Genomic DNA, 8,835 nt, shown 5'->3' with positions numbered 1-8,835 from the left:
CGGGCGGACGGGGTCGGCGCCGGTGCGTCGGCGGCCACCCCGTTCGAGGCGGCGGGCGAGGTGGCGGGCGACGCGGCCGGCGCGGTGTCGTCGGAGGCAGGTGCGGCGCCCGGCTCGTCGGCCTCGGGGTCCACGTCGCTGTCGGTGGGACCCGCCGGGCCGCGGTAGTCGGAGAAGAAGTCGTGCCAGGCCGGGTCGACGCTGTCCGGGTCGCTCCGGTACCGCTCGTACATCTCCTCGACGAGCCACTCGTTGGGGCCGAAGCCCTCGGGGTCGGAGGAGCTGGTGTGGGACGTCAGGTCAGTCGTCGTCACGGGAAGAGAAGCCGCCCATCGCAGATGCGTCGGGCACGCGGTACCGAGGGTCGCGCCCGGTTGGTTTCTCTCAGGTTACGCCGGGTGACCCCGCGTGTCCCTCGGAACACGCAGTGAACCGGGGCACGCAGGGGCCTCACCCCTCGGTCGACGCCACCGTCGGAGCGGTGAAGGCCGTGGCGCACGCGCCGTAGCCGATCCGGTCGAGTGCGGCGGTGTCGACGCCCTCGGTCCCCAGGGCCAGGGCCGCCGTGAGCGCGGCCTGCACCTGTTCCGGGTCGCCGCCCCCGGTCGTGGCCGTGCGTACCGCCTGTAGACGCGCCTCCCACGACCCCATGGAGGTGACGGCGGGGTCGAGCCAGGCGGTGCGCAGGGTGGTGGCGTCACCCTCCGGCAACGACGCCTCGCGGGCCTTGCCCACCGCCTCCTCGACCAGGTCGAACCGGCCGAGCGCGAACTGCAACGCCGTCAGCGGCCGCGCAGGGTCGTAGCGGTCGAGCTCCGCCGTCCCGGACGTCACGTCGCCGCAGATGTCGCGGACGTGCTGCGCCGAGCCCGCACAGGCCGTCAACGTGCCGGCGAGGACGACGACGATCAGCCCGGCCGCGACCCGGCGGATCACGTGATGTCGCGCCGCAGCGAGGTCGCGAGTCCCAGGCCGACGAGCACGACGGTCCACCCGACCAGGATGGCGACGCCCCCCGCCAGGGGCAGCAGGTCGACGTTGTTGAACGACGTGTTGCCGGTGATGCTCGCCGCGCCTCCTCCCGGCAGGTACGGGAAGGCGTACTTGACGCCCGGCAGCGCGATGATGAGGTTCTCGAGGATCACGACGTACACCACGCCGACGACCACGCCGACGATCTGGTTGCGCGCGAGCGCCCCGAACCCGAATCCGAGCAGCCCGTAGAGCACGACGACCACGAACGCCTCGATGATCGGGACGACGACCCCGTTGTCGCCGGTGGCCGACACGTCGACGCCGCGGGCGGCGAGCCACGGCAGGGCGATGGCCACCTGGATCGCGACCGTCGCCAGGGCGTACAGGATCCCGACCAGCACCATCGTCACGCCCTTGGCCACGATGACCTGCCACCGCTTCGGCGTGGTCAGCAGCGTGGGCGTGATCGTCTGGTAGCGGTACTCGGTCGTCACGATGAGCACGCCGAGCACGAAGACCGCGATGTAGGCGGCCGACGCCCCCGCGAACAGGTTCGGCACCTGGTCCGCGGACAGGTTCGGGTCGCTCGCGATCGGACCGATGACGCTGAGCGCGCCGAGGGCGAGCGTGGCGACCAGCAGCCAGAACCACACCTGCGTGGTGCGCAGCTTGATCAGTTCGGACCGGACGTTGCGGATCACTGCTGCGCACCCCCCGTCAGGGAGAAGAACAGTTGCTCGAGGTCGAAGCCGTCGTGGCGCAGTTCGTGGACCTCGACACCCGCGAGGAACGCGGCGTGGCCGATGTCGGAGATCTGGGCGTTCCGCACCCGGACCAGACCGGGTTCGCCGGCGTCGGTGACCTCGGCGGCAGGCAGGTCGGCGCGCAGTCGCTTGACCAGCGGTGCCGGGGTCGGCGTGCGGACGACGACGGAGTCGTTCGCGGCCGCGAGGTCCTTGATGGCGCCCTCGCGGACGAGGCGTCCGTGGTCGAGGATGACGACCCGGTCGGCCATGGCCTGCATCTCGGCCAACTGGTGCGAGCTGACCAGCACGGTCCGGCCGCCGTCAGCGAGGTGACGCAGGAACCCGCGCAGCCACCGGATGCCGTCGGGGTCCAGGCCGTTCGCCGGCTCGTCGAGGATGAGCACCTGCGGGTCGCCCAGCAGGGTGGTGGCGAGCCCGAGGCGTTGCCGCATCCCGAGTGAGTAGCCCCGGACCTTCTTGCCGGCCGCATCGCGGAGCCCGACCTGCTCGAGGACCTCGTCGGCGCGGGTGTCGGGCAGGCCCGCGGCGGCGCAGTAGACGCGCAGGTGGTTACGAGCCGTGCGCCCCGGGTGGAAGCTCGCCGCCTCCAACGCGGCGCCGACGACCCGCAGGGGGTCGTGCAGGGCGGGGAACGGCCGGCCGCCGATGGTCGCGGACCCCGAGGACGGTGAGACCAGGCCGAGCAGCATCCGCAGCGTGGTGGTCTTGCCGGCGCCGTTGGGGCCGAGGAACCCGGTGATGGACCCGGGTTCGACGGCGAAGCTGAGCTGGTCGACGGCGACGAAGTTGCCGAACCGCTTGGTGAGACCCTCGACGACGATGCGTCCCGCGGCCGGCGCGGCGGCGGTGGGTGCGGGGGTGGCGGCGGTCATGGCGTGGTCCGCGGGATCGCTCTCACCCGCGACAGTCTGGACCATCCGGGTATGACCCGGAACAGAGGGATGCCCGTCCCGTAACGTCAGCGCTTTCGTTGAGCGTTGCACCATGCAGCAGTCAGGAGACCCACCGTGTCAGCCGTCGTCGCGTCCAACCGCGGCCCCCTGTCCGTCACCGTCGACGCCGACGGGGAGGACCGGGTCGAGCGTGGAGGCGGCGGGCTGGTCACCGGCATGGTCGCGGCGCTCGAGCAGGCCGAGGACGCCGTCTGGGTCTGCGCCGCCCTCAACGACCGCGAGCGTGCCCTGGCCCGGCGCGCCGGCGGCGGCCCCCTGGCATCGGCCGGGGTCGACACCGGTGCGCTCGACGTGCGGATGCTGCCCATCGACGCCAACACCTTCCGGCAGGCGTACACCGGGATCGCCAACTCGACGCTCTGGTACGTCCACCACCTGCTCTTCGACCGCGCGTACCGCCCGGCGTTCGACGCCGCCTGGCGCAAGCAGTGGGAGGGATACCGCCGCTACAACCGACGTTTCGCCGACGCCATGGCCGAGGTGGCCGACCCGGGTTCGGCGGTGATGGTGCAGGACTACCACCTGTTCCTCGCCCCCGGGCAGCTGCGCGCCGCCGACCCCGACACCCGCATCAGCCACTTCACCCACACCCCGTGGGCGCCGGTGGACTCGTTCCGCATGCTGCCCGACGACGTCGCCACCGAACTGCTGCAGGGACTGCTCGGCGCCGACCTGGTCGGCTTCCACACCCGCCGCTGGGCCGACGCCTTCCTCGAGTGCGTCGAGGACACACTCGGACTCGCGGTCGACGACGGCGCGGTCATCGCGCCCGACGGTCGCGTCGTGCGTACCGGCGTCTTCCCACTCGGGGTCGACGCCGACGCCCTGCACGAACGGGCGCACCGCCGCGACGCCGAGCGGGCCTTCGCCGAACTGCGCGACCTGGTCGGCGACCGGAAGGTGATCACGCGGGTCGACCGCACCGAGCTGTCCAAGAACATCCTGCGCGGGCTGCTCGCCTACCGGGAACTGTTGCGCACGCACCCGGAGTGGCACGACCGTGTCGTCCACATCGCGTACGCCGACCCCAGCCGGCTGGACCTGCCCGACTACCGCGAGTACGTCGCCGACGTCGAACGGGTCGGCGCCGAGATCGCCGACGAGTTCGGCACCGACGAGTGGACCCCGCTGCTGCTCGACGTCGAGGGCGACTACCCGGCGTCACTCGCGGCGCAGCGCCTCGCCGACGTCGTGTTCGTCAACCCGGTCCGCGACGGCATGAACCTCGTGGTCAAGGAAGGCGCGCTGCTCTCGGAGAAGGACGCGGTCGTGGTGTTGTCGCGGGAGGCCGGTGCGGTGCCGGAGCTCGGCGCCGACGCCCTGCTCGTCAACCCGTTCGACGTCAGCGGGACGGCCGCCACCCTGCACGCGGCGCTCACGATGTCCGCGGACGACCGGGCGCGCCGCGCTGCGAACCTGCGGCGGGCCTCGGCCCACGGTGGCCCGCGCAGCTGGTTCGAGGACCAGCTCGCCGCGGTGCGGACCGCCTGACGTCCCTGACGCCCCTGAAGGCCTTGACGCCACGGACCCGCGGCTCAGCCGGTCGCGGCCAGCCGCTGCAGCAGCGCCACGACCGCGGCGGGCCCGTCCACCACGACGTCGGCCACGGCCGCCACCCGCGGGTCGATGTCGGTGTCGGCCCCGGCGAGCGGGTCCGGTGAGCCGGACGGCCGCACCCCGACGCCCACCGCGGGGCGGCCGGTCTGCTCCCGCCACACCTGCACCCGCTCGAAGGCCGGGATGTCGCCGAGGTCGTCGCCCGCCCACAGCACTGCGGTCGGGTCGAGCTCGTCGAGCAGCGCACCGAGCGCCCCGCCCTTGTCCACGCCCGGCACCCGCACCTCGAGGACCTGCTTGCCGGGGTGCACCTCGAGGTGGTGGCGTTCGGCGAGGGCGGTGACCGGTCCCGCCACGACGTCGAACGCGGCGTCGGGGTCGGCGGCGAGACGGGTGTGCACGACGAACGACACGTCCTTGTCCTCGACCCACACGGCCGGGTCGGCACCGGCACCGGTCAGCACGCCGTCGACCTCGGCCCGCGCCGCGGTCATCTCGGGTGGGGTCGGCAGCACGGTCAGTCGTCCGTCTCGCAGCTGCTGAGCGCCGTAGACGCCGTCGACCAGCAACCCCGGGAGGTCCTCGAACCCCCCGAGGCGCACGACGGTCTCGGCTTCCCGCCCGGTGATGAACGCCAGCCGCACCCCGACGGCGACCAGGGCCTGCAGCGCGTCGAGGGTGCCCTCGACCGGCCGGGACGTCTCCGGGTCACGCACGATCGGGGCGAGCGTGCCGTCGAAGTCCAGGGCCACGAGGCCGCCGGCGATCCGGGCGGCGAGCTGCTCCAGACGGGGGTCGTCGGCCGGGTCGGGACTGGTGCGGGCGTCGTCGGCGGTCACCCCGCGATCGTGCCGGACGCCGCCGGCACCCGTCGGCGGCACCTCGGCGCCACCCCTCGGTTCGAACGCGTTCATGTGTCGTGCACCCACGTCTCGCGGCCCCGGTTATGCTCCGCCGCGTGCAGGCCGCCGCCGACGCCGGGGACGTCCGGTCGAACCCCTCGGGCGACTCACTCTCCGATCTGCGCCAGCGCAGCCCGATCGCCGCCACCGTGGTCCCCGAGGTCGTCCACGGCACCCCGGCCGCGGTGCTGCTCGTCGACCTCGACAGCGGCGACGTCGTGTTCGCCAACAGCCTCGCGGCCGACCTCGCCCCCGGCATGCGGCTGCCGTTGTCGGTCGACGACTGGTCGCGCGCCGCGGGGCTGGAGGACATCAGCGGCGACGATCTCGCCGGCGACCGTGGCGACGTCGAGCGTCCGGGCCGGGGCCGTCCGTTGTCCCGGGTGGCCCGCGGCGAACCGGTCATGGGTGAGGCGGTCACCGCGGCGAGGGCCAACGCCGGCTTCGAACGCCGGGAACCGCTGTGGGTCGTCGGGCTGCCGCTCGCCGACGCCCCGGGCGCCCTCGGGCGCCAGGCGGTCGTGCTGTTCCTGCCGGTCCGGCAGGCGGCCGCCGTGGCCGGGGCGCAGGAGTCCGCGGCCTCGCTGCGCGACCGTGCCCTGCTCGCGACCCGCATCTCGATCACCATCAGCGACCCGGCCCAGCCCGACAACCCGTTGATCTGGGTCAACCCGGCGTTCCTCGAGGTGAGCGGGCGGACCTCGGCCGAGGTGCTCGGCCACAACTGCCGGTTCCTCCAGGGACCCGACACCGACCGGACGGTCGTCGCCGAGATCCGCGACGCGGTCGCGGCCGGCACCCCGATCACCGCGACCCTGCTCAACTACCGGTCCGACGGCGTCCCCTTCTGGAACCGGGTCTCGATCTCGCCCGTGCTCGACGGCTCCGGCGAGATCACCCACTTCGTGGGCGTCCAGGTCGACGTCACCGAGCGGGTCGAGGCCGATCAGCGGCGCGAGCGTGAACTCACCGAGGTGCAGGTCGCACGTGACCGCCTAGCCCTGCTCGCGGCCACGACCAACCGGCTCGCGGCCTCGCTCGACCCGGCCGAGATCGTGGACCTGCTCCTGCACCTGGTCGTGCCCCGGCTCGGGACGTGGGCGGTGGTGGTCACCCTCGACGAGTCCACCGGGCGGACGTCGGCCCACGTCCTGCACCCCGGGGCCGCGGGCGACGACCACATCCGAGCGCTGGTCGACGGCGCCCGCGACGACCTCGGGCCGTTCGCGCCCGACCACCCCGTCAGCCGGCTCCTGCGGGGCGAGGGTGCCGCCGTGGCGGTACCAGTCGAGCAGTTGCGGGCTGCCACCGGGACCGGGTCGCTCGGCCGGCTGGTCGAGAGCCTCGGCGCGGCCGCCGCGGCGCTCGCCCCGATCACCGCCCGCGGCCGGGCGCTCGGTGTGCTGGTGCTGTTGGCCGACGCCGAGGCGTCCGGCTTCGGCCCGGGAGAGGTCGAGGTGCTCTCCGACGTCGCCGCGCGCGCCGGCCTCGCACTGGACAACGCCCGGCTGTTCGCGGGCGAACACCAGGCGGCCGAGACGCTGCAACGCGCGCTGCTGCCGACGTTGGCGCCGATCGAGGGGCTCGACGTGAGCGCGCGGTACCTGCCGGCGACGGCCCGCTCGGCCGTCGGGGGTGACTGGTACGACGTGCTGCGGTTGCGCGACGACCTCGGCGTCGGCATCGCGATCGGCGACGTCATGGGCCACGACCTCGCCGCCGCGGCCGCGATGGGCCAGTTGCGGTCGGTCCTGCGCTCGTACGCCTACCCCGGGGCCCGGCCGGCCGCCGTCCTCGAGCAGTTGGACCAACTCGTGCAGAGCCTGCAGATGGCCTCGCTGGCGACCTGCGCCTACGGCCGACTGACCCGCCCGGATCCCAGCGGTGACGCCGAGTTCGTGTGGGCGAACGCCGGCCACCCGCCGCCGCTGCTGCTCGGCCCGGACGGCGCGGTGCAGATCCTCACGACCTCTGCCTCGCGCATCGTCGGCGTGCCGTTCCACGGCGACGAGGAACGTGACGAGTCCGGCCCGGTCCGCGACGAGGGGCGGGTCGTCGTCCCGGTCGGCTCGACCCTCGTGCTGTACACCGACGGTCTGGTCGAGGAACGCGGTCGCGACATCGACACCGGCATCACCGTGCTGCTCGACCTGCTCCGCGAGTCCGGAGGCCGGGAGTCCGCGGCGGATCTCGTCCTGCGCCTCACCGAGCGCCGTTCGGTGGCCGAACGCGGCGACGACGTCGCCGTGCTCGCGGTGCGGGTGCTCTGACGCACGCCCGGTGACGGATCCCTTCCGGGCGGGCACACCTGCGTGCGGTGACCGCGCGGGAAGCGTCGGCCCCGGCAAGCCCGACATGGTCGTCGACCCGAGGAGCAGCTACGCGTGATCGCCGTGGAGCACGAGCTCTCACCCGGCGACCCCGCCGCAGTCGCGCTCGGACGCACCGTGGTGTCCAGGGTCTTCACCGACACCCCGGGCTGCCCACCGGTGCTCGACGACGCCGTGCTGGCCGTCAGCGAGCTGGTCACGAACGCGATCGTCGTGGCCCACGAACGGATCTGCCTCACCGTCGAACTCCTGGACGGGTTGGCGCGGATCGCGGTCTACGACGACGGCCCCGGCGATCCCGTGACGAAACCGAGTTCGCCCGACCGGCCCGACGGCCGCGGGCTGTCCATCGTCGAGGTCATCGCTGCGCGGTGGGGCGTCCGGTTGCAGCCACCGGGCAAGTGGGTGTGGGCCGAGTTCCCGCTGCAGCACGACGTCGCCTGAGCGCCGCCGAGCACCCGCCCGTCAGTTGACGCGGGTGCCGATGACCGCGCGGGCGGCCACGACCCCTCGCGAGTCGCAGACCTCGCCCGGCCGGCCGTCGGTCGTCACGCACAGGACGGCCGTGATCACGTTCGCCGCGCCGTCGATCGCCGTGCCCGCGGCCGAGTCCGGGTCGGCCGCGGCGGCGGCGATCGCCGCGGCGTCGAGGCCGTCGAGGACGCCCGGGGTGAACAGCGATCCGGCCGAGACGTACTGGCCCGCGAACAGCACGAACGGTCGTGGGTTGTCGTCGGTGACGTAGGGCGGGGCGTCGTAGCGGCGCAGCAGGCCGCGGTCGGTCGCGGTGACCGGGCGGGAGTTCGGTCCGCGGTACACCTGCGACTCGTAGAACGTCACCCCGACCAGGTCACTGCTGAAACGCGCGTCGCGGAACGTCGGCCCGATCGTGCCGGGGTACGGCGCGTCCGTCGCCGAGGCCGCCAGGCCGACGCCGCTGAGTTCCCCGAACCGCGACAGGGCGACCACCATCGACCACCGCATCGCGGCACACGGCGCGCAGTCCTCGGATCCCACCCAGATCACCCGGGGCCGGCCGTCGCCCGTGACGGCCGACCCGTTCACGGCGATCGGCACGGTGGCCACGCCGCCGGTGCCGACCTGGTCGAGGACGGAGGCGGGGACGTGGGCGACGGCGTCGAGCAGGGCGGGCGCGTCGGCGGTGGACGGCAGCGCGAGCGACGTGACGCCGGGGCCGGCGCCGGTCGGGGCGACCGGATCGGTGCCCGGCCCGCGGTCGAGGCGGACCGCGACCAGCACGGCGGCCACGCCGACCAGGACCACCAGCGGCACCACCTCGAGCAGGCGTCTCGCCCTCGTACGTTCGCCGGCCGGCACGCTGGTTAGTCTG

General features: G+C 73.8%; 9 protein-coding genes. 3 read left to right on the top strand and 6 right to left on the bottom strand.

The annotated features are described in order from the left end of the window. The 4 genes from ACXR2U_RS20520 to ACXR2U_RS20505 form a co-directional block, all read right to left on the bottom strand. Window positions 1–314, bottom strand: a 314-nt coding sequence (locus tag ACXR2U_RS20520; RefSeq protein WP_458826943.1) for a 2-oxoglutarate dehydrogenase E1 subunit family protein, incomplete at its 3' end; no start/stop codon positions are given. Between the two features lie 136 nt (window positions 315–450). Beyond that, window positions 451–936 carry a hypothetical protein gene (locus ACXR2U_RS20515; RefSeq protein ID WP_458826942.1) on the bottom strand — a complete coding sequence of 162 codons (486 nt, stop codon included), beginning with the start codon at window positions 934–936 and terminating at the stop codon, window positions 451–453. Beyond that, window positions 933–1,676 (bottom strand): ABC transporter permease, encoded by a 744-nt coding sequence (locus ACXR2U_RS20510; RefSeq protein WP_458826941.1) that lies wholly within the window; start codon window positions 1,674–1,676, stop codon window positions 933–935. The genes ACXR2U_RS20515 and ACXR2U_RS20510 overlap by 4 nt, the downstream gene beginning before the upstream one ends. Next, window positions 1,673–2,614 carry an ABC transporter ATP-binding protein gene (locus tag ACXR2U_RS20505; protein ID WP_458826945.1) on the bottom strand — a complete coding sequence of 314 codons (942 nt, stop codon included), beginning with the start codon at window positions 2,612–2,614 and terminating at the stop codon, window positions 1,673–1,675. The genes ACXR2U_RS20510 and ACXR2U_RS20505 overlap by 4 nt, the downstream gene beginning before the upstream one ends. A gap of 135 nt (window positions 2,615–2,749) precedes the next feature. On the opposite strand from ACXR2U_RS20505, the gene ACXR2U_RS20500 reads away from it, so the two are divergent. Further along, on the top strand, window positions 2,750–4,186 hold the full coding sequence (locus ACXR2U_RS20500) for an alpha,alpha-trehalose-phosphate synthase (UDP-forming) (protein ID WP_458826940.1): 1,437 nt from the start codon (window positions 2,750–2,752) through the stop codon (window positions 4,184–4,186). Window positions 4,187–4,230: 44 nt separating this feature from the next. On the opposite strand, the gene otsB is transcribed toward ACXR2U_RS20500, so the two are convergent. Continuing rightward, window positions 4,231–5,091: a trehalose-phosphatase gene (gene otsB / locus ACXR2U_RS20495; RefSeq protein WP_458826939.1), complete on the bottom strand. Its 861-nt coding sequence runs from the start codon at window positions 5,089–5,091 to the stop codon at window positions 4,231–4,233. A 119-nt stretch (window positions 5,092–5,210) separates the two neighbouring features. Between otsB and ACXR2U_RS20490 the strand changes: the two genes are divergently transcribed. Both ACXR2U_RS20490 and ACXR2U_RS20485 read left to right on the top strand, forming a co-directional pair. Further along, window positions 5,211–7,424 (top strand): PP2C family protein-serine/threonine phosphatase, encoded by a 2,214-nt coding sequence (locus tag ACXR2U_RS20490; protein ID WP_458826938.1) that lies wholly within the window; start codon window positions 5,211–5,213, stop codon window positions 7,422–7,424. A gap of 114 nt (window positions 7,425–7,538) precedes the next feature. Beyond that, window positions 7,539–7,928 (top strand): ATP-binding protein, encoded by a 390-nt coding sequence (locus ACXR2U_RS20485; protein WP_458826937.1) that lies wholly within the window; start codon window positions 7,539–7,541, stop codon window positions 7,926–7,928. A 21-nt stretch (window positions 7,929–7,949) separates the two neighbouring features. Here the strand turns inward: ACXR2U_RS20485 and ACXR2U_RS20480 are convergent, their stop codons facing one another. Next, on the bottom strand, window positions 7,950–8,822 hold the full coding sequence (locus ACXR2U_RS20480; RefSeq protein ID WP_458826936.1) for a DUF929 family protein: 873 nt from the start codon (window positions 8,820–8,822) through the stop codon (window positions 7,950–7,952). Between the last annotated feature and the right edge of the window lie 13 nt (window positions 8,823–8,835).

It is taken from the genome of Jatrophihabitans sp. YIM 134969 (assembly GCF_054456675.1).
Note: the sequence above shows the minus strand (reverse complement) of the source record. Positions and strands in the feature narration are given on the sequence as shown.